Origin of the sequence: Aquimarina sp. RZ0 (assembly GCF_008370685.1) — a bacterium.
Lineage (GTDB): Bacteria > Bacteroidota > Bacteroidia > Flavobacteriales > Flavobacteriaceae > Aquimarina.
Genome location: NZ_VTZU01000203.1, coordinates 1 through 1653, shown reverse-complemented (window position 1 = coordinate 1653; position 1653 = coordinate 1). Strand labels below are relative to the sequence as shown.

Genomic DNA, 1653 nt, shown 5'->3' with positions numbered 1-1653 from the left:
CAGATCCAGATTTAGCGCATTTATCAAGTACGGAGTATGTAGCTCCCAGAAATGAAATAGAAGTGCAGTTGACAGAGATCTGGCAGGAGTTGTTGGGCGTGGATAAGATAGGTATTTATGATAATTTTTTTGAATTGGGCGGTCATAGTTTGTTGATTGTTCGATTGATTTCGGGCTTACAAAGTATAGGATATACTGTTCAAGTCAGGGATGTGTTTTCTAATCCTTCGATCGCTTTATTAAGTGCTAAACTTTCATTAGTTTCTTCAGTCAGTAGTATTCCTGCTAATGGTATTACAGTAGATTGCAATTATATCACCCCAGAGATGGTTCCACTGATCTCCCTTAGTCAGGAAGAACTTGAAATACTTATGGATACTATTTCAGGAGGAGCTCTTAATATTGAGGACATCTACCCTTTAGCACCACTACAGGAGGGTATTTATTTTCATCATTTGATGAGCAACCCTACCCAGGGCGATCCTTATGTTACGCCTTCATTACTTAGCTTCCCTTCGGCGGCTAAACGTTCACAATTTATAGAAGGTTTAGAGTTTGTGATCAATCGTCATGATGTCTTACGGACCTGCGTGTTGAGTAGAGGTTTCACCCAGAATATACAGCTAGTATTACGGGAAGTCGTATTAGCTGTTGAGGATCTATTGCTAGATATAAGCAAAGAGATATTGCCTCAGTTAGAACAGGCGATTTCTCCTGAGAATTTGTGGATGGATGTCTCAAAAGCACCTTTGTTACGATTGCAGAAAGCAGATGATATAGAAAAAGAGGAGTATTATTTGATTGTCAATTATCATCATTTGGTTTTGGATCATGTGGGCTTAGAGAAGATTATAGAGGAGATTAGTATGTATGTATCTGGTCAAGGGGATCAGCTATTGTCTCCTGATTTATATCGTAATTTCATAGGAGACATTATCTGTAATTATTCATTAGCAGCTAGTGAAGATTATTTTGGTTCTTTATTAGGGGAAATTGATGAGCCTACCTATCCTTTTGGTCTATCCAATACATTAGGAGATGGTTCGACAAAGATAGATTCCTCAAAAGTTATGTTATCCTCAGAATTAAGTAGTTCTATACGTAGTATATCGAGTAAGTTACAGATGAGTCCTGCAGTATTGTTTCATGCTGCATTTGGTTTAGTAGTAAGTAGGTGTAGTAATAGCGAGTATGCTCTTTTTGGTTCTTTGTTTTCTGGTCGTTTACAGGGGTCAGAAGGTTCAGCATCTTCACTTGGTTTGTTTATCAATACCTTACCTGTATTGTTGTATATTGAGGATAGTGTGGTGGATTATCTTACCCAAACCAAAGAGCGATTACGTGATATGTTACCATATGAACAAACCCCATTATCCAGTGTACATCAATGGAGTGGTATGTCCAATGATGTACATATGTTCAGTGCCTTGTTAAATTATCGACATAGTGCAGTAGATGATCCCTTTGGTGTTACCTCAGAGAACACTACTGATTTTGATTTAGGACTGGAAGTTTTAGCAGGCGAAGAACGTACCAATTATCCTTTTACCTTGGATGTGGATGATTATGGAGATGATTTTCGCTTGATAGCAAAAATAGCAGATGTAGAAATTGATGCCATCAGAGTGGTTGCTTATATGGAAGAAACTTTAG

The 1653-nt window shown here is 37.9% G+C and carries 1 protein-coding gene; it reads left to right on the top strand.

What is annotated here, in order from left to right:
* Positions 1-1653 (top strand): condensation domain-containing protein (locus F0000_RS27230; RefSeq protein ID WP_255452923.1); only part of this gene is annotated, 1653 nt, incomplete at both ends.